Origin of the sequence: Cobetia sp. UIB-001, from assembly GCF_044789135.1 — a bacterium.
GTDB lineage: Bacteria > Pseudomonadota > Gammaproteobacteria > Pseudomonadales > Halomonadaceae > Cobetia > Cobetia amphilecti.
Genome location: NZ_CP058244.1, coordinates 1,396,471 through 1,420,170 on the forward strand (window position 1 = coordinate 1,396,471; position 23,700 = coordinate 1,420,170).

Sequence of the window (23,700 nt, forward strand, 5' to 3'; positions counted from 1 at the left end):
GATAACAACAATTCAGCGGAGGAAATCTGCGTGGAAATGATCAGTTCCGTCTTTAGTGCCATCAATGGCGTCGTCTGGGGCCCATTGATGCTGATCCTGTTGCTCGGGGTCGGCTTCTATCTTCAGGCAGGCCTCAAGGGCATGCCGCTTCGCAAGTTGGGTACCGGCTTCAAGCTGTTGTGGAATGGTCGTGCGCCGGGCAAGGATGGCGACGGCGAGATTTCTCCTTTCAATGCCCTGATGACGTCGCTGTCGGCGACCATCGGCACCGGCAACATCGCGGGCGTGGCAACCGCCATCGCGCTGGGTGGCCCGGGGGCGATCTTCTGGATGTGGATCACCGCGCTGGTCGGCATGGCGACCAAGTACGCCGAGGCCGTGTGTGCCGTGCGTTATCGTGAAGTCGATGACACCGGCAACCATGTCGGTGGCCCGATGTACTACATCCGCAACGGTCTGGGCGCCAAGTGGGGCTGGCTGGGTGGTGCCTTCGCCTTCTTCGGTTGCTTCGCGGCCTTCGGCATCGGCAACACCGTGCAGTCCAACTCGGTCGCGGACGCGCTGGAAACGTCCTTCGCCATCCCGCACTGGGTCTCCGGTGTGGTGATGATGGTGCTGGCCGGCGCCGTGATTCTCGGTGGCATCAAGCGTATCTCCAGCGTGGCGGGCAAGCTGGTGCCGTTCATGGCCATCGCCTACTTCCTGGCCGGCATCATCATCCTGGTGATCAACGCCGACCAGATCGGCCATGCCTTCGGTCTCATCTTCACCTATGCCTTCAATCCGGTCGCGGCTACCGGCGGCTTTGCCGGGGCAGCGGTGATGGCCGCCATCCGCTTCGGTGTGGCGCGCGGTATCTTCTCCAATGAAGCGGGCCTGGGCAGTGCGCCCATCGCCCACGCGGCGGCGCAGACCAAGAACCCGGTCCGTCAGGGTCTGGTCGCGATGCTGGGGACCTTCATCGACACCATCATCATCTGCACCATCACGGCGCTGGCGATCATCACTTCCGGCCTGTGGTCTTCCGGGGAAACCGGCGCGGCCCTGACCTCGATGTCCTTCGATCAGGCGCTGCCGGGCGTGGGCAACCACCTGGTGGCCATCGCGCTGGCGGTCTTCGCCTTCACCACCATCCTTGGCTGGTCCTTCTATGGTGAGAAGTGCTTCCAGTACCTGTTCGGTACGCGTGCCATCATGCTGTATCGCATCGTGTTCGTGATCGCGATTCCGCTGGGGGCGATGGCCAAGCTCGACCTGATCTGGCTGATGGCGGACACCTTCAATGCGCTGATGGCGATCCCGAACCTGATCGGTCTGGCGCTGCTGTCGCCGGTGGTCTTCAAGCTGACGCGTGATTATTTTGATGGCAAGGAAGTGCTGGCTGGCGAAGATCGCTGAACGACGCTGATGACTCGCCTGGCCCTACCGTGCCACTGACTGCCTTCTGCATCGCTCGGGTCACCTGACCTGGGCGGTGCAGGCGCAGGGCGCCCTGTTCAAATCGGCAGTGCTCTTGAGAGCAGTGCCCATGACAACAAGCCTCCAGAGAGCGTGTGCCGTTCGGGTGCCATCTCTGAGAGTCATCGCAAGCCAACCTGGAGAATGACGATGTCCGATTCCGCCGCAGTGACGGGTCTCAAGCAGACCGCCCTTCATGACCTGCATGTCGAGCAGGGGGCTAGGATGGTCGAGTTCGCCGGCTATTCCATGCCCGTGCAGTACCCGCTTGGCGTCAAGAAGGAGCATGAACACACGCGCGCCAAGGCAGGGCTGTTCGATGTCTCGCACATGGGGCAGTTGATCCTGCGTGGCGAGAATGTGCAGGCGGCGCTGGAGGCCCTGGTGCCGACGGATATCATCGACCTGCCGGTGGGCATGCAGCGCTATGGCCTGCTGACCTCCGACACCGGCGGTATCCTGGATGACCTGATGATCGTCAATGGCGGTGATCACCTCTACGTGGTGGTGAACGCTGCCTGCAAGGATCAGGACATCGCGCATCTGCGGGTCGGCCTGCCGATGGATATCGAGCTTGAGGTGCTGGATGATCGGGCGCTGCTCGCGCTGCAGGGGCCGATGGCTCACGCGGTGATGCAGCGTCTGTCGCCCGAGGCCTGCGAGCTGACCTTCATGCATCATGCCCACGTCACCATCGAGGGCATCGAGTGTTGGGTCAGCCGCAGTGGCTATACCGGCGAGGATGGCTTCGAGATCTCCGTGCCCGATGCCGACGCAGAGCGTTTCGCGCGTCTGTTACTGGCAATGGAGGAGGTGGAGTTCATCGGTCTTGGCGCGCGGGATTCACTGCGTCTCGAGGCGGGGCTGTGCCTGTACGGTCACGATCTCGATACCACCACCTCGCCGGTGGAAGGCAGCCTGATCTGGGCATTGGGCAAGGTGCGTCGTCAGGGCGGCGAGCGTGAAGGCGGTTTCCCGGGGGCCGATGTCATCCTGACCCAGATCGCCAACAAGGATCACACCCGCAAGCGGGTGGGGCTGGTCGCCCAGGGGCGTGCGCCTATCCGCGAAGGGGCTGAGCTCTATGATGCCCAGGACAACCGTATCGGTGTGGTGACCTCCGGCAGCTTCGGGCCGACCTATGGCAAGCCGGTGGCGATGGGCTACGTGAGCATCGCTCACAGCGCACTCGAGACCGAAGTGTTTGCCGATGTGCGTGGCAAGCGTCTGCCGATGACGGTGACGAAGATGCCGTTCGTCGAGCAGCGCTACTATCGGGGGTAAGCGCGCCGTGGTCAGGTGAGCCACAGTCAGGCTCGCTGCGAGGCGTGACGCTCCGTCGCGGGTAGCAGCGCCTTGAAGAGATGCGAAAAGGAGAGAAACGAAAAAGGGACTGCCCAGGCAGTCCCTTTTTTCATGTCTGGCACTCGGGCATGCGGAAGGATGCGATACCCCGAGGCGTGCGCGAACGCCAGACGCAGAAAAGCCCGCCGAAGCGGGCTTTTCTGTCGGAGGAGGGGTTAGCCTCTTCCAGCTAAAATCAAAGCTTAGTCGATCAGCTTGATGTTAGCGGCCTGGAGGCCTTTCTTGCCCTGGGTGACGTCGAAGGAAACCTTCTGACCGTCTTGCAGAGACTTGAAGCCTTCAGCCTGGATTTCGGAGAAGTGTGCGAACAGGTCGTCACCGTTGTCGTCCGGAGAAATGAAGCCGAAACCTTTGGTGTCGTTGAACCACTTGACTGTGCCAGTTGCCATGATCGTAATTCCTTACTGATGATATTGCCGGGAGTTACCCGATAAACGTGGGTAAAACAAGGAGGATATACACCAGGTACCGAAGTGCTTCGATCACGACTGACGATATTCGACTTGCTAACCAACGAGAGCAATACTGCGCTGCTCGGGCGGCAAGGTCAAATGAAATATCAAAAACTTATCCTTTTGCCTAATAATCGTGCGCAGAATTCGCCCGCAAAGCCGTGCCAATAGTGCTGAGAATTTCGCCACACCGAGGGCAGGGAGTCCGCTTGTTTTTTATCCCGTTATCTTGGTGTGAGCGATGACGCCTGTAGGAAAAAGACCATAGTGCGGCTTTGCTTGTATAGGGGGTTGAATGGCGCAAAGCCCCGCATGGCGGGCGATGGACACAAAAAAGCCGGCAGCGATGGCAGCGCTGCCGGCGGATGGCGTCGAAGCCATCAAGGCTCTCGGAGAGAGGATGTGATGCGCCCATCACATCATGAGAGATTTTCCTCAAAAGAGTCGGCAAAAATCCGTGGGATGCCGGGGCCATGTTTTGCCACCCTCGAGCGCAATTGTTTCGTGTGTCAAAAGTGGCTCGAAGGGCAAAAGCGGCGCGAGGGTGGCCAGTGCCCGGGGGCAGAAGGTGCCTCAGGCATCCAGCTGCATTTCCGGCACGTGTTCGGGGACGACCAGCTTGCCTGCGGTCAGGCGCTCGATTTCCTCGACGCTCACGCCTGGCGCGCGCTCCAGCAGGTGGAAGGCACCATCCTTGATCTCGAGGAAGGCGAGGTCCGTCAGCACGCGACGGATGCAGCCGGCACCGGTCAGCGGAAGTTCGCACTGGCTGAGCAGCTTGGATTCGCCGTGCTTGGAGGCGTGGGTCATGGTGCAGATGATGTTCTCGGCACCGGCGACCAGGTCCATGGCGCCGCCCATGCCCTTGACCAGCTTGTTGGGGATCATCCAGCTGGCGATGTTGCCGTTCACATCCACCTCGAAGGCGCCGAGCACCGTGAGGTCGACGTGGCCGCCACGGATCATGGCGAAGGATTCGGCCGAATCGAAGATGGCGGCGCCATCGATGGCGGTCACGGTTTCCTTGCCGGCGTTGATCATGTCGGCGTCGACTTCGTCTTCATAGGGGTAGCGGCCCATGCCGAGCAGGCCATTTTCGGACTGCAGCATCACCTCGATACCGTCGGGGATATAGTTGGCCACCAGTGTCGGGATGCCGATCCCCAGATTGACGTAGGAGCCGTCCTGGATTTCCTGAGCCACTCGCTGGGCCATCTGTTCGCGTGTCAAAGCCATGATTGTTTCCTTGTCTTGGGTGCCATCAGCCATGAGGCACTGTGCCGTGTCGTGAAGGCGGTCGAGAAAGTTCGCCGTGGGGGCTGTCGCCCTGATGGCGGCGATTGATGCCGGCGGAGCCCTGGGCTCAACGCGAGCGGACGGTGCGTTTCTCGATGCGCTTCTCGAAGTTGCCCTTGATGACGCGATCCACATAGATGCCGGGCGTGTGGATGTCGGCGGGATCCAGTTCCCCCGGCTCGACCAGCTCTTCGACTTCGACCACGGTGATCTTGCCGGCGGTGGCGGCCAGCGGGTTGAAGTTGCGCGCGGTATGGCGGTAGACGACGTTGCCGTAGCGGTCCGCCTTCCAGGCCTTGACGATGGCGAAGTCGCCCTTGATGGACTCTTCCAGGATGTAGGGGCGGCCATCGAACTCGCGCACTTCCTTGCCTTCGCCGATCGGTGTGCCGTAACCGGTGGCGGTGAAGAAGGCGGGGATACCGGCGCCGGCAGCACGCATCTTCTCGGCCAGCGTGCCCTGGGGGGTGAGGATCACTTCCAGATCGCCGTCGAGCAGCTGCTTCTCGAACAGCGCATTCTCGCCGACGTAGGAGGCGATCATGGTCTTGATCTGACGGTCTTCCAGCAGGATACCGAGCCCGAAGCCATCGACGCCGCAGTTGTTGGATACCACGGTGAGGTCCTTGGCGCCGAGGCGCTTGATCTCTGCAATCAGGTTCTCCGGGATACCACACAGGCCGAAGCCACCGGCGATTACCGTCATGCCATCTTCGAGGCCTGCCATGGCCTCCGCGTAGCTGGTCACCACCTTGTTGAATCCTGCCATGCGAATCTCCTTGAGTATCCAAGCTGTTGTTGTCGGGATGTCTTCATCATTGCCGACAATCCTGAGTCTGTATATATTTAATAAGTTTGTTTTTTCTATCCATTGATCAGTTTTTGATAAGAATTGATCTGCTGTTTATCGAGCCTGCTCGCGAGGAAAAAGCCCGCCAAACCCCCATGCTGGCGGGACTGACGCGGTAGCGGGGCGGAACGGCCTGAACTGTGCGGGCAGTCATGTGAGAGCTGCGTGGCTGTCATCTATGACCAATGGCCTAGATGCCCTGCAAGCGCCTGACCTGCGAGCGCCTGCCCTGCGAGCGACAGACGACGAACTGCGCCGCATCACTTCTTGTGACATCTCTTGAAACAACCCCGGGCAGGACACGACATGACTCTGAAACAGCTGAAGGCCTTCGTGGCCGTGGCGCGCACGTTGTCCTTCGCCGAGGCGGGCACGCTGGTACATCTCTCGCAGCCGGCCCTGTCATTGGCGGTCAAGAATCTGGAGGAGTCGCTGGGCGGGCGCCTGTTTCAGCGCTCGACCCGACAGGTCAGCCTGACGCCGGAGGGTCGCGCCTTCTTTCCGCTTGCCAGGCGTCTGCTGTCGGACTGGGAGCATGCCGAGGATGAGATGCGCCAGCGCTTCAGCCTCGGGCGCGGCCGCGTGGCTCTGGCCGCGATGCCGACCTTTGCCGGCAATCTGCTGCCCGGGGTACTGGCCGATTTTCGCCGCCAATATCCGGAGATCACCATCGAAGTGAATGACGTCATCGCCGAAGAGGTGGTCGAGCGGGTCACCGATGGTCGTGTCGAGCTGGGGATCTGCTTCGACCCCGGCGTGCGCCAGGACCTGGTGTTCGAGCTTCTGTTCGAGGACCGCTATGTGGCGATCATTCCCCCCGGCCATGCCTTGCTGGCAGAGGCGCCGACCTCCATCGCGTGGTCACGACTGCTCAAGGAAGACTTCATCACGCTGCAGCGGCCCTCGGGGGTGCGTCGCATGCTTGAGAAACGCCTTGAGGATGCGGGCATGGCGCTGCATGTCGCCTTCGAGACCCACCAGCTGGTCACCTGCGGGCGCATGGTGGCGGAAGGTCTGGGTGTCAGCGCGGTGCCGGCGATGAGCGCGGCGCAGATGAGTGCGCTGGGCTGTCAGTGCCTGCCGCTGACAGGTCCCGAGATTCAGCAGCGGGTCGGGGTGATCCGTCGCGGCCGTCATGAGCTGTCGGTGGCGGTACAGGCGATGCTGGAGACCCTGCGCGCGCGTTACCCGTCGGCGGGTTGACCCCGGGGCGCAGTGACGCTGGAAGGGACAACAAAAAGGGACAATAAAGCAGGCGTTAGAGCAGGAAGAGAGCAGGAAGAGGGCAAGAGGAGAGCGAGAAGAGAGAAAGCAGAGAGCAACAAGAAAGATGACCTCAGCGCGAGGGCGTCAGCAACTGGCGATAGGTCAGGCTGATGCGCAGCCCCTCGAGCTTTCGCGGCGGCAGCGCATGATGGAGGCGGTCCTGACAGCCACGACCCATCACCAGCAGCGAGCCGTGCGGCAGCCACAGATTGAACGCCGGCGTGTCGGCATAGGGGCTGCGCGGATGGCCCTTGAAGCGCAGGGGGCGCTCTCGTCCCAGTGAGATGGCGAGCACGATCGGGCGAGTGCCCAGTTCCGGCTCGTTGTCGCTGTGCCAGCCCATGCGGTCGGCACCATCGGCGTAGCGATTGGCCAGCAGGCTGTTGAAGTGCTCCGGGATCACGGGCTCGTCGCGCCCCAGGTCATCGCGTTGCGGGCTCAGCTCGTGATTGATGGCATGACGCGACAGCTCGCCCAGCTGCCAGGCCGTCATGTGCCAGGGGTTGGGTTCGAACAGACTGCCGGAGTAGCGATAGCGGGCGCCGACATCGCCCATCCACACCTGACGGCGTGGGATCGGGTGCGTCTTGCCATGCACGCTCAGGCTGGGGCGCTGCCAGTCGAGATCGCCCTCCAGCGTGACGAGGGCCTGATCGGCCTGCAGCGGCGTCAGGGCGCGCGGCTTGAGATACAGCGGATGCAGCGGGTGGCGGTACCAGCCGTGCGCGAGGGTGAGCCAGTCCTCGGGCAGCTCGCGCGGGCGAGCTGCCAGGACCGAGCCATCCGCCGCCGTCTGGCGCGCAGCCCCATCAGCCGCGGACGTCGAATCAGAGGTCGAGAGGGCGGCGAAGAGATCATCGCCAGCAGAAGGAGTCGTCATGCGGCGAGAGTGCCAGAGCCGCGTCAGGTTGGGCAAGTGGGATTCGCGCCGACCCCGGGCTGACGCATGCCTCGCGAGTGTCAGGTCGTCAGCAGCGCCTCGAAGGTCAGGATGGCCACCTCGGCAAGGCCCAGCCCCAGCAGCGCGCCGGCCAGCACATCACTGACGTAATGCAGGCCGAGGATCACCCGGGAAAGCGCGATCAGCAGTGCCAGCGGCGTGACGAGGATGGCAAGCTCCGGCAGCTGCTGAGCGGTCAGGCTGGCGAAGAGGGCAGCATGCAGGGTGTGACCGCTGGGAAAGCTGTAGCGGTCCAGCGGCGGCATGGTGCAGTTGATGGTATTGAAGGTGATGAACGGGCGTTCCCGACACAGCCGTGTCTTGAGCGCGCGGTAGAGCAGGGCCCCGGCGCCGGCCGCCAGGCCGAATTCCAGAAACAGCCAGCCGCCCATGGCATGGTGCAGCGGCAGGCTCAGCGTCAGCAGCGCCCATACCGGCCAGTCGCCCAGGCGCGAGACGATACGAAACAGGGTGAGTATCGGCCGGAACAGCGCCAGGCGCGCGACCTGGCGGCACAGGCGCCACTCCAGAAGGTCCAGTCGCTCAAAGACGGGAAGGCTGCGATCGTGCATCGGGCTTCTCCTCGGCGTGACGCAGGCAGGTCAGAAAGCCCTCGGCGATGCGGCTCCAGCCCAATGGTTCGACGCGCACGCGGGCGGCACGTCCCAGTCTGGCGATGCGGGCCGGCCGCTGGCAGGCCTCCACCGCCTGTTCGATGAAGCGTTCCGGCTGGCTGCAGGGCGCCAGCAGGCCCTGGTGATCGTCGCGGATCACCTCGGCGGCCGCCGCGTAATCGAAGGCGATCACGGCCAGTCCGCTGGCCATGGCTTCCAGTACCACATTGCCGAAGGTCTCCGACAGTGACGGGAAGACGAACAGGTCGGCACTGGCGTAATGGGCGGCCAGCGACTCACCGGTCTGGAAGCCGGCGAAGATCGCCTCGGGCAGACGCTGCTCCAGGCGCTCGCGCAGCGGGCCGTCTCCCACCAGCACCAGGGCGAGGTCCGGTTGCACGGCCAGCATGGCCTCATAGGTGCGGATCAGCAGCTCGATGTTCTTCTCGGCGGCCAGGCGCCCGACGTGCAGCGCGACGGGTTGCTGTGAGCTGACGCCCCAGGACTTGCGCAATGCTTCGCTGCGATGACTGGGCGAGAAGCGCTCGCAATCCAGGCCGCGTCCCACCACCTGCACATGCTCGAAACCTTGCTGCATCAGGCTGTCTGCCTGGGTGCGGGTCGGTACCAGCGTCATGTTGGCGGCGTTGTGGAAGCGACGCAGGCCGCGCCGTACCAGCGGGCGTAGCGCCTTGAGCCGGTAGTGGGTGCTGTATTGATCGAAATTGGTATGAAAGCCCGCGACCACCGGCAGGCCCAGACGGCGGGCGACCATCAGCGCGCTGATGCCCAGCGGGCCTTCGGTGGCGATATAGACGACGGAGGGGCGATGCTCGCGCCACATGCGCATCAGGCGCTGTGGTGCCGGCACGCCGACCTGCACGGTGTCATATCCGGGCAGGCGGAAGCCGCGTACCTGAAGCTCCTGCTGGACACGCGGCTCCAGGCTGCCATCTCGGGTGGCGGGACGAATGAGTTGGAGCTCACAGCCGCGTGCGATGAGTTGATCGCACAGATGACTCAAGGTATGAGCCACGCCATTGATCTCCGGATGCCAGGTTTCACTGACGAAGGCAATGCGCTCCATGACGTCTCCCTAGATGACTATTGTGGTCATTATCGAGAGAGGGAGTGACGGCGGCATAACAAGCAGGTGACGAAGCGATGACACACCCTCAACCCCTCACAGCTCAAAGGTATGAGGGTTGTCTCATGAATCGTCAAGCAAGGACGACAGCCACCGGCGTGGCACCGGCGCTGTCGTCATCTGGCGGGGATTGGAGGTGGCGCCATGTCGGGCTGGCGCCGTGAAGCAACGCTGGTTCAGCGCTTCTCGAGAATCTCGCGCGGGTCGATCGGCTTGCCGCCGTGGCGCACGTCGAACAGCAATTCATGCTGACCGTTGTTGCCGCGTGCGACGCGACAAAGCGGTGTGCCCGGAGTGACCTGCTGGCCCACCTTGACCAGAATCTCGCCGCACTGGGCCAGCACGCTCTGCAGGTTGCCGGAGTGGTGCAGGATGACCACGTTGCCCAGTTGGCGCATGGAGTCGGCGAAGCGCACTTCGCCCCGCGCCGGTGCACTGGCGATGCCGCTGGCGGCGGTACGAATCTGCATGGGTGCCAGCTGGCCATTGCCGTTGGTGCCGAATTCGCGCGTCACGCTGCCGGCGGCAGGCCAGCGCCATGACTGGCCCGGCTTCTGCAGCGGGCCGGGGTCCGGGCGGGCGACCAGGCTGCCACCGCTGGCGCGCGCGGCCGGGGCGCTGCGGCTCGGGCCACCGTTGAGCGGCACCGAGATCAGCATGCCGACATCGAGATCATTGGGGTCCTTGCCGGGGTTGGCGGCCTGAATGCGCTGCGGGCTGGCACCGAAATAGCGCCCGACCTTGGAGTAGGTGTCGCCGGGGCGAAGCTGATAGCGATACGGGCCGCCGGAGGGTGCCCGCTCACGCGCGGTGGGCACCAGGATGCGCTGACCGACCTTGAGGTCACGAATCTTGACGCCCGGATTGAAGCGCGTGAGGCGCAGCAGGGGAATGTCGGCATCGCGCGCGATCTGCCCCAGGGTATCGCCCTTCTGGATGGTGACCCACTGGCCGGCCGGCGAGCCGGAGTAGCTGCCGGTCGCGCAGCCGCTCAGCCACAGGCCGAGGCAGAGCAGCGCCAGCCAGCGCAGCGCGAGGCCGGCCCGCTGCAGAAGTGGACGGTTCACGTCAGGTTCGGCCTGCGCTCGTGCCGAGAAGTCCGCGGCATTCAGGCCGTATTCAGTGTTCATCAATGTCATTCCCTGCACGTGACAGTCGGGCATCCTTGTCCTTCCAGACCTGATTGAGCCATTGCTGGAAGCGCTCGCGATAGGCGGCGTCCGCATGATAGTTGCCGTCCAGCATCCAGGGCTCCAACGGCCGCTGAGTGATGACGAGCGTGATGTCGCCCCCGTGACCGCACAGGAACTGCCAGAAACTGGCATCGGCATGCCGGTAATCGAGGGTGGCATCCAGAATACCGGAAAGTCGATCGCCAAGCGTGTTGATCACCTGGGCACTGCCGCCGGCACGCGGCTTGAGCAGGTGCTGGAAAGGGCTCTGCTGCTGGTTGTGCTTGGCGGGCGTGAAGCGAGTGCCTTCCACGAAGTTGAAGATCGCCATCGGCGCCTGACGCGAGCGCTCGCACATGCGTCGCGTCGCTTCGCGATCACGCTCGGCGAGCCGCGGATTGCTGGCCAGTTTCTGCTGGCTGTAACGGCGCATGAACGGGAATTCCAACGCCCACCAGGCAAGGCCGATCACCGGCACCCAGATGAGTTCCTGCTTGAGGAAGAACTTGGGCATCGGCGTGCGACGGTGCAGGGCGTACTGGAGAACGAAGATGTCAGTCCAGCTGCGGTGATTGGCGATCACCAGCCACCAGCGACGTCGGGCAGACCCATCGCGCAGCGATGGCGGCACGTGGATGTCCCAGCGCGGGCGCAGCACATGGCGAATCCACAGGTTGTTGGTGCCGATCCAGCCCATGGCGAGACGGTTGAGCCCCTCCAGCATGTGCAACTGCAGGCGGCGCGATGGCGTGATCAGCTTGAGCGCGGCCAGCAGGTAAAGCGGCAGCGCCCAGCACAGGGTATTGATGATCAGAAAGACAAGGCTGATGACACCTCTGATACTCGACATGCATGACTCCTCCATCAGGTGGCGCCATCGTAATTCACCCAAGAGTGGATGCCCACCCCGCTTGCGTGGGGGATGGCAACCCTGCGTTGCACGAAGCGAACGCCCCTCAGGTCGAATGGCGGGGCGCACGCAGCTGTGATGAGATGCATCGCCGGTCGTGTGACGGGTCGGTGCAAGGGAAAGGTCGTGGCAGGGTTCACGTTGAAGTCACGCCGGGCACCGTCAATCATCGCCGCCGCTGCGCGGCGATATCTCAGGGAGTGAGAGTGGCATGTGGTTGCAGGGACTGTTGATCGGGCTGGCGCTGGCCGCCTTCGTGTTGATTGCCATCGAGGATGTGATCCATCTCAACAAGGCCAAGACGACCTTGTTGCTGGGCACCTTCAGCTGGTTGCTGCTGTTCATCTTCGGCCCCGCGGCCCTGGCGGTGGATGATGTCCCCGAGGCCTTGAACGAGAACCTGCTCGAGATCGCCACCTTGTGGCTGTTTCTGATGGCGGCGATGACCTTCGTGGCCTTTCTCAATGCCAAGGGGCTGATCGCCAATCTGATCTACCGCCTGCTGCCGAAACGCATCGGGGAGCGCGGCCTGCTGTATCTGACGGGACTCTTTGCCTTCGCCTTTTCATCGCTGGCCGACAACATCACCGCGACGCTGGTATCGCTGACCCTGGTGCTGTCGCTGGGCCTGGCGCCGAAGAAGACGCTGCGCTTTGCGGTGCTGGCGGTATTTGCCGTCAACTCCGGCGGGGTGGCGCTGATCACCGGGGACGTGACCACGCTGATGATCTTCCTGGCGGGCAAGGTGCGCATCAGCGAGCTGATGCTGCTGGCGCTGCCGTCCTTCCTCAGCGTGATGCTGCTGGCGACGTTACTGCTGCCCGGGCTGGGAGGCGAGGTGAATCTGGTGCGCGAGCCGCGCGAGACCCGGCGTCTTGATCGTCTGGTCGCCTGGCTGTTTCTGGCCACCATCCTGTCGACCCTCGGGCTCAACGTGCTGTTTGGCGTGCCGCCGCTGCTGACCTTCCTGTTCGGGATGTCGTTGATGTTCCTGCTCGGGCATGTCGCCGAACGGCGCAGCGACAGCGAAGAGCGCCGCATACTTGATTACATTCGTATTATCGAATTCGATACATTGCTATTCTTCCTCGGCATCCTGCTGATGGTCGGGGCGCTCAAGGAAGCCCGTCTGCTGGAAGGCCTGGCACAGCTCTATGCCCTGATGCCGGCGATGCAGGCCAATTATCTGGTCGGGCTGCTCTCGGCGCTGGTGGACAACGTGCCGCTGACCGCCGCAGTGCTCAAGGCGGATGTCAGCATGAACGATGCGGAGTGGCTGGCGCTGACCTATGCCGCAGGCGTGGGTGGCTCGCTGCTGGTGATTGGCTCCGCCGCCGGGGTGATCGCGCTTTCCAAGGTGCGCGAGGTGAGCTTCATGAGTTATCTGCGCTTCTTCCCGGCGTTGTTGCTGGCCTACAGCGTGGGCTATCTGGAGGCATACTGGCTGGGCGGGCAGATCACGAACACGCCAGTGACATTGGCGCTGTCGTCTCTGAGCTGATGTGGGTGGCTGATGGGGGGGTTCACTACGGCCACAGCCGCTGCCGCAGTCGCTGCCACAGTGGCCGTCTGATGCACTGCCAGATGCGTGGTCGGAAGGGGAATTGGCGCTGTTTGCGGTCGGCTGATCATTTTTTGATCAATCTGTCTGCGCTCGCCTGATCTCGATGGCGATACCTAGATGTACAGAGATTCTTCACAGCTTTTTCCACAGCTTCTGTTGATAACCTGTCTGCGACGTTAGGTTTAGAGGCTCAGGCACAAGACGCAGGCATGGCGGGGGAAAGCGGCGGGGGAAGCGGCGAGTCGTGCAGTGATGACATCATGAGGTGATGCCATAAGGGTGATGGCAAGAGGGGTGTGAAGGGTATGGCATGACAGGGCGTGTCACCCTCTGAACACAAGAGCCCCCTACGCATGCGCAGGGGGCTGAATGCGACTCATCTCATTGCGCAGTGCTGCCAAGAGGCCATTACGCGCTGAGCTGGCACAGCGTATGTTCCGGCAGCAGTTGTTCTGCGGGACGCTGTTTCCCTTCTTGCTGAGTCGTCACCGGTGCCGTCGCCAGCAGGGCGATGCCGCCCAGCACCACCATATGCTCGTCACCGTCCGCGAACACCATGCGCTGGGCGTGGGCCGGGTAGTAGTGATACTGCAGCTTGGGATTGATGGGCAGTACCGCATGATGGCGCCCGGTCTGCGGTGCCATGCCGTAGGCCAGCATGCCCTCGCAGACCGCTTCCAGCGTTTCGCCAAGCTCTTCGGCATTGAAGCCGACATGGTGCAGGCGCGGCCCCATCACGGAGAGCCAGGCAGCCAGCGGGTTGGCCTCGAGCAGGCGCTCGAAGGTCGGCCAGTCCGGCATGTCCCACGGACGGCAGGGCGCGAGCAGGTTCTGTCCCTTGCAGTCATCACGATGACTCTGACTGATCAGGCGCTTGAGCAGGTCGCGGTGCATCGGCGGCAGGCTGTTGGCCTGCAGTTCCGCCAGCATGACGGCAGCGCCACCATCCGGGGGAAGCAGCAGATCAACCAGCAGGCCGCGGTCGGCCATGGCGTACTGTTTCACGCGGCGATAGCCCTGGTGATACAGGCTGGGTAACAGTTTCTCGCTTCTGAAAGGCCCCTGATTCAGCGTCAGGAACATCAGATATTCAGGGTTGATGCTGTCTGGCCAGATATCCAGCGCCCCGATGTCGGGATGGCGATGGACGAAGTCCAGCCATAGCTGCTGTTGGAATTCCTTGCGTTGCATGATGCCTCCTTGGACGGCCCCTATGACCTCAGTGCTGGAGCGATTATAGGTAGTCGTGCAAAGGGGGATTCAACGCCATTATCCGTTTTTTCGCGTTTCTTGATCGGAGAGTAAAAATGCCAGTGCTGGTGGCGTATTGCGTGGTTCTCATGGTGTGGTCGACGACACCGCTGGCCATCTCGTGGAGCGCCTCGGGCTGGCTGCCTGCCTGGTCGGCGATGGGCAGAATGTTAATTGCCGCATGCCTCGGTTACCCATTGTTACGCATGATGGGGCTGAAAATGGACCTTTCGCGTGGGGCACTGCGCAGCTACTCGGCAGCCGCTCTGGGTATCTGGGGTGGCATGTACTTCGCCTACCTCTCTGCGGCCTGGTTACCAAGCGGTATCATGTCGTTACTGTTTGGACTGGCACCTTTGCTATCAGGGCTTTATGCACGCTGGTGGTTGAAAAGTGCTCCACTTGACAAGTTGCAGTGGATGGGGTTTGCGTTGGCATTGAGTGGACTGGCCGTCGCGGTCTCGGATTCCCTGGCGTTGCCGCCGGGCAGCTGGAAGGGAGTCCTGACCATGCTGCTGGCCGTCAATTGCTTTGCTGCCTCGGGGGTACTGGTGCAGCGCGAGCGGGCAGGGCTGCATCCGCTGGTGCAGACGGAGGGGGCGCTGCTGGTCTCGCTGCCGCTCTATCTGGTGTGTGCGCTGATCGTCGATGGCGTGCCGCAGGCCCTGCCGGAGGGGCGTCCGATGGCGGCCATCCTCTACCTTGGCATCTTCGGCTCGCTGATCGGCTACCTGTGCTACTACTTCGTGCTGTCACGCCTGTCGGCCAGTACGGTGGCGCTGGCGACCTTGATCACCCCCATCTTCGCCATGAGCCTGGGCGCGGTGCTCAATGATGAGCTGATCTCCAGCCGCGTGCTCGCCGGGGCCTTGCTGATCGTGATCGGGCTGTGCGCCTATCTGTTCGGCCCGCAGTGGCGGGCGCGCCTGACGTCCCGCCGCCTGTCGCAGGGCTGAGCAGGCCTCGGGCCGCCCGCCTTGACCGGTGGCAAGGTTGCACGCAATGCCTTGCCGAGTGCCCCAACGACAAGGGCCGCCCCTGCCGGGGCGGCCCTTGTGTCTTTTCAGGCGCGACTGAGCGCTCTGACGAGTCGTGCGACGTCAGTCCTGATTGTTCTGGAACAGACGCTTGAGCTCGACCATGGCGGCTTGCTCGCTGTTGACGAGCGCTTTCTGGTCGTGACGGTGCTCGTAGTTCTGCTTGAGCATGTTGTCATCCATTTCCCGGAACGCACGCGCCACTTCCGCCGCGCGAGCACTGGGGTAGCCCATCGCCACCAGCAATTCTCCGCCCATTTCCAGGCTGCTGGCGTAGGTGTCACGAATCACGTGCTCCACGCCCAGTTCCATCAGCTCCCAGGCGTGGTGGCGGTTACGGGCACGCACGAACAGCTTCAGGTGCGGGAATTGATGGCGCACCATGCGTACGATGCCAGTCGAGGTCTCGGCATCATCGACCGCCACCAGCATGATCCTGGCCTGCTCGGCACCCGCTGCCCGCAGCAATTCGGCGCGGCTGGCATCGGCGTAGAAGATACGCGACCCGAACTGACGCACGAACTCGACCTGGGTGATATTGGGGTCAAGCGCAGTGAAGTTGATGCCCTGGCTCTTGAGCATGCGCGCGCTGATCTGGCCGAAGCGGCCAAAGCCGGCGATCACCACCTGCGGCGTCTCCTCACCGAAGTCCTCATCATAGGGACGCTTGGCTTCGCTGGTGGCGCCGAGGTGGCGGGCATAGCGATAGAGGAAGGGCGTGGCAGCCATCGATAGGGTCACCGCACTGATCACCAGGCTGGTGAGGGTCTGATCGAAGATGCCGGCGGCCATGCCGGCGGTCAACAGCACGAAGTCGAACTCACCACCCTGTGACAGGACCGCGGCCAGCGGCAGGGCCTCGGCCATCTTGAGGCGTGCGACGCGTCCGACCAGCGTGATGACGATGACCTTGCCGAACATCAGCGCCAGCGTCAGCGCCAGCACGGTCAGCGGACGCTCCATCACCAGCGACACGTCGACCGACATGCCCACGGCCATGAAGAACAGCCCCAGCAGCAGCCCCTTGAAGGGCTCGATGTTGGCTTCCAGCTCGTGACGGTAGACGGTATCGGCCAGCAGTACCCCGGCCAGGAAGGCGCCCAGGGCCATGGACAGGCCCACCCACTCCATCAGCAGCGCCGTGCTGATCACCACGAACAAGGCCGCGGCGGTGAAGATCTCGTGGATCTCGCTGCGCGCGACCATCTTGAGCAGGCGCGGCACGACAAGGCGGCCGACGATGATGACCGCCGCGATCATGCCGATGCCCTTGGCGATGCCGATCCAGTTGGTGCCGGTGGAGGCATCGAAGTTGTCAGCGAACAGCGGCATCAGGGCCAGCAGCGGGATCACCGCCAGGTCCTGGAACAGCAGGATGGCGAAGGTCGACTGGCCGTGCGGCGTCGCCAGCTGCTGATTCTCGCTCAATACCTGCAGCGCGAAGGCGGTCGAGGACAGCGCCAGAATCAGGCCCAGCAACACGGCGGCGGGCAATTCCAGCCCCAGCCACAGGCCGACAGGGGTGAGCAGGGCGCCGCACAGCAGCATCTGGGCGCTGCCCAGGCCCGCAAGCTTGAGGCGCATGTCCCACAGGCGCTTGGGTTCCAGTTCCAGTCCGATCATGAACAGCAGCATGACGACCCCGAATTCGGCGAAGTGCAGCACTTCGCCAGGCTCCGAGATGAAGCCGATCAACGACGGACCCAGCAGTACCCCGATGGCCAGATAGCCCAGGATGGAGCCGAGGCCCAGACGCTGGAAAAGTGGCACGGCAACCACCGCGCATCCCAGCAGCACGGCGCCTTCCATCAACATGTTCATGTGCGTGTCCTTGTGCATACACGGGCGGAGAAGGCAGCGATTGTCGCTGGCCCCTCCTTTTGTCGCAAGCGGCAAGGTGCGCAAGACGCGACCCTGTGCACAGCGTTGTGGTGCGAGTGAGTGTCGTGACCAGGGGCGGGAGGCGGTGACGCAGGCACAAAAAAGCCCCCGCCAATGGCGAGGGCTTCAGCAGTGAAGCAGCTGATGGCGGCGATCAGGCCTGTGGCATCAGAGCTTCGTCCTGCACGTACTGGTTGAACTCGGTGAAGCCACCGATGTGGGTCTGATCGACGAAGATCTGCGGCACGGTCTCGACCGGCTTGCCGATGGTCTTTTCCATGTCGGCCTTGCTGATGCCTTCGGCATGGATGTCGATGTAGCGGAAGTCGAAATCATCGCGCTTGGCGGTGAGCTCTTCCGCGAGGTCCTTGGCGCGGACACAGAAAGGGCAACCCGGACGACCGAAAATGACTGCAAGCATGAGACTCTCCTAAGGTTCGTGACTCTCGTTCAGCCCGTACTGGGTGGGCCGAGAAAATGGCGCCGGCACTGCCGGTGAGTAATGGATGACCGCCATTGTGCTTGAGCCTGCCCGGGTTTGCCAATTGAGCCGTACTACCAAAGTCATTGGGGCAATCAATCACTGCCGTGCTGAGGATTAGCCCATCAGCAGCAGATTGGCGCCAAAGCCACCGACGATCAACAGCGTGAACAGGATCAGCGCGAGCAGGAAAGGCTTCATGCCCAGTGAGCGCAGACGATCGATGCGAGTCTCGACGCCCAGGCCCGCCATGGCCATGGTCAGTGCCACGCTGCCGAGGGTAGAGAGGCTTGAGTGCACTGCCGCCGGGATCGCGCCGGTGCTGTTGATGCCGGCCATGGCGATGAAGCCCAGCGCGAACCACGGAATCGTCATGCTGCCGCCGGTCTCGCGGTCATCGCCCTCGGTGCGGGTACGCATGGCCCACAGCTTCGGCAACAGCAGCAGGAAGGGTACCAGCATCATCACGCGCATCAACTTGACGATCAGCGCATTGGCCAGGGCGTCCGGGCCGACCGCTTCCCCGGCGGCCACGACCTGAGCGACCTCGTGGATGGTGGAACCGATATAGATGCCGAACAGGCCTTCATGCATGCCGCTCAGCGGGTAGAGCAGCGGGTAGACCAGCATCGCCAGCGAACCGAACAGCACCACCGTGGCAACGGCCATGGCGGTGGCCGCCGGGCGTGCCTTGATCATCGATTCGGTCGCCAGTACCGCCGCGGCGCCACAGATGGCGGAACCGGCACTGGTCAGCAGTGCGGTGTCGCGGTCCAGCCCCAGCCAGCGCGTGCCGATGAAGTAGCCGCTGCTCAGCACCGCGGTGATCACCAGCACATCGAGGAAGACGACGCTCCAGCCCAGGCCGAGAATCTGCTGCAGGGTGATGGAGAGGCCGAACAGGATGATGCCGAGACGCAGCAGCTTCTTGGTCGCGATATGCAGCCCCGGGGAGAGCGCCGCGGCGTGCCGGCTGGTGATCGGCAGGTTGCCGACCACGATACCGCACAGCAGGGCGAAGACCAGCGGGCTGATGCCGGTGGAGGCCAGCGCCGGAATGGAATGCAGTGCCAGTCCGACAAGGGTCAGGCCGCCACACAGGGCGAGGCCCGGCAACATGCGGCGCAAGCGCTCGGCAGTGGCGGGGGGAGTCAGGGTCTGTGCGTCCATGAGCATTCTCCTTGAGGAAAGTGGCCTATCCCGTGCGGAACATGGCCTGTCTTGTTATGGGTCGTGCGCTGGCGTGGGGTGCACGGCTGTCATCGGCAAGGGCGCTTGAGTCTGCGTCGCTTGCTTAGTGTCTCTGGTTTGATGATTAGTCTATTCGGGAATATTATTCGGCAGTTAGTCGATTATTCTTTTATTACATACCGGAAAAACCGATATGCAGATCCACATCACGCTGCGCCAGTTGCAAGTGTTCGTGGCGGTGACCCGCCATGGCTCCGTCAGTGCCGCGGCGCGCGAGATCGGCCTGTCGCAATCGGCGGCGAGTCAGGGGCTATCCGAGCTTGAGCGTCACCTCGAGGTGCAGCTGTTCGAGCGCCTCGGCCGTCGCCTGGCCCTGAACGCCAATGGTCGCCGCCTGTTGGCGCGCGCCGAGCAATTGCTGGAACAGACCCACGCGCTGGAGCTGGAGGCGCGTGAGCCCGGCGTGGTGGATGGCAACCTGCGCGGCGAGCTGGAAATCGCCGCCAGTGCCACCATCGGCACCTGGTTGCTGCCGGGGCTGGCGGGGGCCTTCATGCGCGAACATCCGGGCACCGAGCTCAACCTGCGTCTGCGCAATACCCATCAGGTGGTGGAGGCGGTGCTCAACTATGACGCGGAACTCGGCCTGATCGAGGGCGACTGCCATGCGCCACGCCTGATGAGCCAGACCTGGCGTGAGGATGAGCTGGTAGTGGTGGCGCCGCCGAGCCATCCGCTGGCCGTGCGTGGCGTGGCGCTCAGCGACGAGGACCTCGCCACCGCCGACTGGATTCTGCGCGAGGGGGGCTCGGGCACGCGGGCGGTCTTCGAGCGTGCACTGCACGGGCGGATCGAGCGCCTCAAGGTGCGCATGGAGCTGGGCCAGCACGAGGCCATCAAGCAGGCCGTGTTCGCCGGGCTGGGGCTGGGGTGTCTGTCGCGGCTGTCGGTGGCGGCCGAGATCGCGCGTGGCGAGCTGGTGGTGCTGGCCACGCCCCAGCTCAACCTGAAGCGGCGCTTCTCGATGCTGTGGCACCCGGAGCGTTACCGCAGCCCGCTGTGGCAGGCGGTCAAGGTCTATCTGGAAGCCAGCCCGCGCTGAGCCGTCGAGGACGGAGCCGCCGCGCGCTTGATAGTTTGCTAACATAGGCGCTCCCCGCGAGCCGGCTGCCGCCGAGCCACGCCGCTGAGCCACGCCGCTGAGCCTGAGCTACTGCGCCTGAGCCACGGGGAGCGTAACGGTCTGTCTAGCGTCCATGGAGATGATGATGAGCACAACGGTCGAGCTTTATTACCACGAGAGCGATGCTCGTGATGGCGCCGAGGAACAGACAACGAGCCAGCAGGACGCGACGCCGCTGGTCATTCTTCACGGCCTGTTCGGCAGTGCCGACAACTGGCGTTCGCATATCAAGTCGTGGTCGCGGACGCGCCGCGTGATCGCGGTGGATCTGCGCAACCACGGCCGCAGCCCGCACGTGGCCGGCATGAGCTACCCCGAGCAGGCCGCGGATGTCATCGCGCTGCTCGACCGCCTCGCCATCGAGCGCTGTGACCTGCTGGGCCACTCGATGGGCGGCAAGGTCGCCATGCAGGTCGCGCTCGAGGCGCCCGAGCGTCTGCGCAGCCTGCTGGTCGCCGATATCGCGCCGGTCGCCTATGGCCACGGACATGACGATATCTTTGCCGCCTTCGAGGCAGTGCGTGACGCGCGCCCGGCCTCACGCAAGGAGGCCGACACGGTGATGGCGCAGCATGTCGATACCCCTGCCATTCGCCAGTTCCTCGCCACCAATCTGGTGCGTCTCGACGATGGCGCCATGGGCTGGCGCGTCGGGCTGGACCATATCGCGGCGGGCTACCCGCAGATCGTCGAGGCGCCGCACGGCCAGGGGCCGGTCGAGCTGCCGGCGCTGCTGCTGTGGGGCTCGCGCTCCAACTACGTGCAGGCCGAGGGCCTGGCGACGATGCGCGAGCACTTCCCTGCGCTGGAAGATGACTCGCTGGAGGCCGGCCATTGGCTGCACGCCGAGCGTGCCAGCGAGTTCCAGCAGGCGGTGGTGGCGTTCCTTGAACGCGTCGCACGCGCTTGAGTACGCCGAGCCGTCACTCCGAAAATCGTCAGCCGGCCGCAAGCGAGCGGGTCATCCCGCCGGTGACCACCCACGAGCGCCTGGTGGTGGCGCTGGTCACCCTGCTGCAGTTCGCCGTCATCATGGGCTTCACCATGGTGATGGCGCTGGGTCCCGACTTTGCCACCTCGCTGGGCATTCCGCTGGATCACCTTGGCTATATCGTCGGCAGTTATCCGCTGGCCGCCGCAGTGGGTACCCTGCTGTGGACGCGACACGCCGATCGCTTCGATCGCCGCTGGGCGGTGCTGGGCTTCCTGTTCGGCGCGGCGCTCTGTCACCTGATCGCCAGCTTCGCCACCGACTTCGAGACCCTGCTGGCGGCGCGCATGCTGGGCGGACTGTTCGGCGGTCCGGCGGCGGCGACGGCGCTGGCCATCGTGATCGACGTGGTGCCGGGAGTACGCCGGGGACGTGCCATGGGCCTGGTGATGGGCGCCTTCTCGGTGGCCTCGGTGCTGGGGCTGCCGTTTGCGCTGTGGCTGTCACAGGGCTTCGGCTGGCAGGCGCCATTTCGCGCCGTGGCGCTATTGGCGCTGCTGGTGTGCGGGCTGCTGGCCTGGATACTGCCGCCGATCCGCGGTCATCTCGATAACCCCGAGACACGTCAGCGCAGCCGCAAGGGCACCACGATCCTGACCATCCTGGCCCAGCCCGACCATCGGCTGGGGCTGGCGCTGATCGCCACGGCGATGTTCAGCAACTTCCTGGTGATTCCCAACCTGGCAAGCTATCTGCTGTTCAATCTGGGCCTGCCGCGCGAGGATCTCGGCGGGCTCTACATGATCGGTGGCGGCCTGTCGCTGGTCGGCATGCAGCTCACGGGGCGGCTGTGTGATCGCTATGGCTGTGTCTGGCCGGGCACCATCACCTGCCTGATGACGGCGCTGGTCGGCTGGGCCTTCCTGCTGCATTCGCCGGGACCGTCGTTGATCTGGATCGGCTTCGGCGCCTACATGCTGTTCTCGTCGGCGCGGCGTGTGACCCAGAATACGCTCAACAGCTTCATTCCCGCCGACCACGAGCGGGCAGCCTTCACCAGCACCCAGAGTGCCGTGCAGCATCTGAGCTCCGCCGCCGGCAGCTATGTGGGCGCCGGACTGCTGGTCAGCACGTCGAGCGGCGCGCTGGAAGGCATGCCGCTGCTGGTCGCGGTGCTGATGATCGCGCTGGTGATCCAGCCGCTGCAGATCCTGTGGCTGTCGCGTCGCCTGGCACGCCGCTAACGCTTGTGGAATAGGCACAAGACGGCGAGAGTGAGCCGGTCCTGAACCCAAAACGCCCTGTCGGAATCTCCGACAGGGCGTTTTGCATGGGGCGCGCAAGCGCTCAGCGTTTCAAGAGCTCTGGGCGCTCAACGTCTCAGGGGGCGTTGACGTCGACGGCCAGGTGGCTCAGTGACTGGCGCTTCTTGATCATGCCACGCTCGAACAGGAAGTCCTCGAAGTCACGGTAGCGGCCGGCATCCAGCGCGGCAGGACGCAGCGCGAAGCGCGGCAGGGTGGCGTACCAGGCTTCCTTGTTGAGCTCGGTATCCAGTGCCGGGTCGGAATCGCGGAACATCTCCCAGCCCTGATCCGGGTGGTTGATGATCCAGGCGGTGGCTTCGCCGACGGCGGCGAGGAAGCCGGCGTACTGGGCCTGCTTGCGCTCGTAGCTGTCGCTGTTGGCGACGAAGATCAGCTCGTCATAGGTCGGCACGCCTTCTTCCTCGATGTAAAAGGCGCGGCCCTTGACGCCTTCCTGGGCCATCTGGGCCAGCTCGAAGTTGCGGAAGGCGCCGGTGACGGCATCGACCTTGCGCGTCAGCAGTGACGGCGTCAGCGAGAAGTTGACGTTGGTCAGCGTGATGTCATCCAGCGTCAGGCCGCTGTGCTGCAGCATGGTGGAGAGCAGCACTTCCTCGACACCGCCGACCGAGTAGCCGACCCGCTTGCCCTTGAGGTCGGCGATCGACTGGATGTCGCTGTCGGCGCGCACCACCACCACATTCAGCGGTGTGGCGACCAGGGTGCCGATACGCACCAGCGGCAGGCCCTGATCGATCTGCAGGTGCAGCTGCGGCTGATAGCTGATGGCGATGTCGACGCGCTCGGCGGCGGCCAGCTTGGGCGGCACGCTCGGATCGGCGGGGGCGATCAGCTCGACATCAAGGCCGTGCTTCTTGAACAGGCCCAGCTCCTGCGCCAGCACCAGCGGGGCGTGGCCGGGGTTGGTGTACCAGTCGAGCATGACCTTGAACTGCGTCAACGGCTGCTCGGCGGTGGCAGCGTCCTTGGCAGAGTCATTGGCAACGTCCTTCGAGTCAGCATCAGCGCTCTGTTCGTCGCTGGCGGCTGGCGGGGCATCCGCGGTCGGTTCAGCACCGTTCTTCGCCTGTTCGGCGGCGCCGGCGGTCGCTTCCACGGCTTCCTGGCTTGCCACCGGCGCGGAGGTGGCCGAGTCGCCGTTCACCCCGACCTCGGCCTGCTGAGCGACGATTTCCGGCGCTGACTGGGTGCTGGTGGCGGGTTCTGCCTCGGCGGCGTGGGCCGACATGGCGGTGGCTGGCAGGCTGCTCAAGCACAGCGTGGTCAGCAGGGTGGCGAAGGCGGTGGACAGCAGTGAGGCACGCGGTGAACGTGTCGGCTGCGCTTTGCGCCGTGGCGCCGATGACGAAAGAGACATGGCGGAGTTCCTTGTGATCACAGGGT

Annotated in this window: 21 protein-coding genes; 8 read left to right on the top strand and 13 right to left on the bottom strand. The window is 63.9% G+C overall.

Annotation, left to right across the window (positions count from 1 at the left end):
- Window positions 1–36: 36 nt before the first annotated feature.
- Window positions 37–1,398 carry a sodium:alanine symporter family protein gene (locus tag HA399_RS05910; RefSeq protein WP_225996440.1) on the top strand — a complete coding sequence of 454 codons (1,362 nt, stop codon included), beginning with the start codon at window positions 37–39 and terminating at the stop codon, window positions 1,396–1,398.
- Between the two features lie 210 nt (window positions 1,399–1,608).
- Entirely contained in the window at window positions 1,609–2,742 is a 1,134-nt protein-coding gene (gene gcvT / locus HA399_RS05915) for a glycine cleavage system aminomethyltransferase GcvT (protein ID WP_054556755.1), read from the top strand.
- 263 nt (window positions 2,743–3,005) lie between these two features.
- Here gcvT and HA399_RS05920 read toward each other — a convergent pair whose 3' ends face one another.
- The 3 genes from HA399_RS05920 to HA399_RS05930 all read right to left on the bottom strand — a co-directional run bounded on the left by HA399_RS05920 (window position 3,006) and on the right by HA399_RS05930 (window position 5,340).
- On the bottom strand, window positions 3,006–3,212 hold the full coding sequence (locus tag HA399_RS05920) for a cold-shock protein (RefSeq protein WP_043334489.1): 207 nt from the start codon (window positions 3,210–3,212) through the stop codon (window positions 3,006–3,008).
- Window positions 3,213–3,848: 636 nt separating this feature from the next.
- A complete protein-coding gene (locus HA399_RS05925) occupies window positions 3,849–4,511 on the bottom strand; it encodes a 3-oxoacid CoA-transferase subunit B (protein ID WP_043334487.1) in 663 nt (220 codons plus the stop codon).
- Between the two features lie 127 nt (window positions 4,512–4,638).
- Window positions 4,639–5,340 carry a CoA transferase subunit A gene (locus tag HA399_RS05930; protein WP_043334485.1) on the bottom strand — a complete coding sequence of 234 codons (702 nt, stop codon included), beginning with the start codon at window positions 5,338–5,340 and terminating at the stop codon, window positions 4,639–4,641.
- Between the two features lie 387 nt (window positions 5,341–5,727).
- Between HA399_RS05930 and HA399_RS05935 the strand changes: the two genes are divergently transcribed.
- Entirely contained in the window at window positions 5,728–6,624 is an 897-nt protein-coding gene (locus tag HA399_RS05935) for a LysR family transcriptional regulator (protein WP_404326395.1), read from the top strand.
- A 133-nt stretch (window positions 6,625–6,757) separates the two neighbouring features.
- On the opposite strand, the gene HA399_RS05940 is transcribed toward HA399_RS05935, so the two are convergent.
- From HA399_RS05940 to HA399_RS05960, 5 genes are all read right to left on the bottom strand, one after another.
- Window positions 6,758–7,567: an alpha-ketoglutarate-dependent dioxygenase AlkB family protein gene (locus HA399_RS05940; protein WP_404326397.1), complete on the bottom strand. Its 810-nt coding sequence runs from the start codon at window positions 7,565–7,567 to the stop codon at window positions 6,758–6,760.
- Window positions 7,568–7,647: 80 nt separating this feature from the next.
- Window positions 7,648–8,199, bottom strand: coding sequence for a phosphatase PAP2 family protein (locus HA399_RS05945; RefSeq protein ID WP_043335024.1), 552 nt, complete (start codon window positions 8,197–8,199; stop codon window positions 7,648–7,650).
- The gene (locus HA399_RS05950; protein WP_404326399.1) at window positions 8,171–9,328 is read right to left on the bottom strand and encodes a glycosyltransferase family 4 protein; all 1,158 of its coding nucleotides are present in this window, start codon (window positions 9,326–9,328) and stop codon (window positions 8,171–8,173) included. Before HA399_RS05950 ends, HA399_RS05945 begins: the two co-directional genes overlap by 29 nt.
- A 236-nt stretch (window positions 9,329–9,564) precedes the next feature.
- On the bottom strand, window positions 9,565–10,518 hold the full coding sequence (locus HA399_RS05955) for a LysM peptidoglycan-binding domain-containing protein (protein ID WP_404326400.1): 954 nt from the start codon (window positions 10,516–10,518) through the stop codon (window positions 9,565–9,567).
- Window positions 10,508–11,410 (bottom strand): acyltransferase, encoded by a 903-nt coding sequence (locus HA399_RS05960; RefSeq protein WP_043335030.1) that lies wholly within the window; start codon window positions 11,408–11,410, stop codon window positions 10,508–10,510. The genes HA399_RS05955 and HA399_RS05960 overlap by 11 nt, the downstream gene beginning before the upstream one ends.
- A gap of 271 nt (window positions 11,411–11,681) precedes the next feature.
- Here HA399_RS05960 and nhaD point away from each other — a divergent pair, with 271 nt between their 5' ends.
- The gene (nhaD, locus tag HA399_RS05965) at window positions 11,682–12,971 is read left to right on the top strand and encodes a sodium:proton antiporter NhaD (protein WP_404326401.1); all 1,290 of its coding nucleotides are present in this window, start codon (window positions 11,682–11,684) and stop codon (window positions 12,969–12,971) included.
- Between the two features lie 471 nt (window positions 12,972–13,442).
- On the opposite strand, the gene HA399_RS05970 is transcribed toward nhaD, so the two are convergent.
- A complete protein-coding gene (locus tag HA399_RS05970) occupies window positions 13,443–14,225 on the bottom strand; it encodes a DUF1338 family protein (RefSeq protein ID WP_043335032.1) in 783 nt (260 codons plus the stop codon).
- Between the two features lie 149 nt (window positions 14,226–14,374).
- Here HA399_RS05970 and HA399_RS05975 point away from each other — a divergent pair, with 149 nt between their 5' ends.
- Window positions 14,375–15,241 (top strand): DMT family transporter, encoded by an 867-nt coding sequence (locus HA399_RS05975; RefSeq protein WP_225348118.1) that lies wholly within the window; start codon window positions 14,375–14,377, stop codon window positions 15,239–15,241.
- Window positions 15,242–15,385: 144 nt separating this feature from the next.
- Here the strand turns inward: HA399_RS05975 and HA399_RS05980 are convergent, their stop codons facing one another.
- From HA399_RS05980 to HA399_RS05990, 3 genes are all read right to left on the bottom strand, one after another.
- Entirely contained in the window at window positions 15,386–17,143 is a 1,758-nt protein-coding gene (locus HA399_RS05980) for a monovalent cation:proton antiporter-2 (CPA2) family protein (RefSeq protein ID WP_107335164.1), read from the bottom strand.
- A gap of 214 nt (window positions 17,144–17,357) precedes the next feature.
- On the bottom strand, window positions 17,358–17,624 hold the full coding sequence (locus HA399_RS05985; protein ID WP_043335038.1) for a GrxA family glutaredoxin: 267 nt from the start codon (window positions 17,622–17,624) through the stop codon (window positions 17,358–17,360).
- Window positions 17,625–17,801: 177 nt separating this feature from the next.
- On the bottom strand, window positions 17,802–18,854 hold the full coding sequence (locus HA399_RS05990; protein ID WP_404326402.1) for a YeiH family protein: 1,053 nt from the start codon (window positions 18,852–18,854) through the stop codon (window positions 17,802–17,804).
- 214 nt (window positions 18,855–19,068) lie between these two features.
- Here HA399_RS05990 and HA399_RS05995 point away from each other — a divergent pair, with 214 nt between their 5' ends.
- From HA399_RS05995 to HA399_RS06005, 3 genes are all read left to right on the top strand, one after another.
- The gene (locus HA399_RS05995; protein ID WP_043335040.1) at window positions 19,069–19,977 is read left to right on the top strand and encodes a LysR substrate-binding domain-containing protein; all 909 of its coding nucleotides are present in this window, start codon (window positions 19,069–19,071) and stop codon (window positions 19,975–19,977) included.
- A 166-nt stretch (window positions 19,978–20,143) separates the two neighbouring features.
- On the top strand, window positions 20,144–20,968 hold the full coding sequence (locus HA399_RS06000) for an alpha/beta fold hydrolase (RefSeq protein WP_404326403.1): 825 nt from the start codon (window positions 20,144–20,146) through the stop codon (window positions 20,966–20,968).
- Complete coding sequence (locus HA399_RS06005; protein WP_404326404.1) at window positions 20,965–22,233, top strand: MFS transporter; 1,269 nt, start codon at window positions 20,965–20,967, stop codon at window positions 22,231–22,233. Before HA399_RS06000 ends, HA399_RS06005 begins: the two co-directional genes overlap by 4 nt.
- A 136-nt stretch (window positions 22,234–22,369) precedes the next feature.
- On the opposite strand, the gene HA399_RS06010 is transcribed toward HA399_RS06005, so the two are convergent.
- The gene (locus HA399_RS06010) at window positions 22,370–23,674 is read right to left on the bottom strand and encodes an ABC transporter substrate-binding protein (RefSeq protein ID WP_404326405.1); all 1,305 of its coding nucleotides are present in this window, start codon (window positions 23,672–23,674) and stop codon (window positions 22,370–22,372) included.
- Between the last annotated feature and the right edge of the window lie 26 nt (window positions 23,675–23,700).